The sequence below is a fragment of the Cryobacterium sp. 10I1 genome, assembly GCF_035019805.1.
GTDB classification, from domain to species: domain Bacteria; phylum Actinomycetota; class Actinomycetes; order Actinomycetales; family Microbacteriaceae; genus Cryobacterium; species Cryobacterium glucosi.
On the sequence record NZ_JASJVF010000634.1, the window covers coordinates 1 to 293 of the forward strand.

Annotated in this window: 1 protein-coding gene; it reads left to right on the plus strand. The window is 65.2% G+C overall.

Features of this window, described 5'->3' with window-relative positions; translation table 11 throughout:
• A partial coding sequence (locus QN345_RS20100) for a KUP/HAK/KT family potassium transporter (RefSeq protein ID WP_323509249.1) occupies positions 1–293 on the plus strand: 293 nt, incomplete at both ends.

Below are 293 nucleotides of genomic sequence, written 5' to 3' on the forward strand. Positions count from 1 at the left end.
CAGCCCGGGACAGCATTCTTCGCCCTCGGAGCGATCGTTCTGGCCGTTACGGGAGCCGAAGCCCTCTACGCCGACCTCGGCCATTTCGGCCGACAAGCGATCACGCGCGCATGGATGTGGGTCGTCTTTCCCGCCCTGGTCCTCAACTATCTTGGGCAGGCGTCCTTGGCTCTGCGCCACCCGCAGGAGGCGACCGCATCTTTCTTCGGCCTCGTGCCCGCGTGGGGTCAACTCCCCATGGTCATCCTCGCCACGGCCGCCACGATCATCGCTTCCCAGTCTGTGATCTCAGG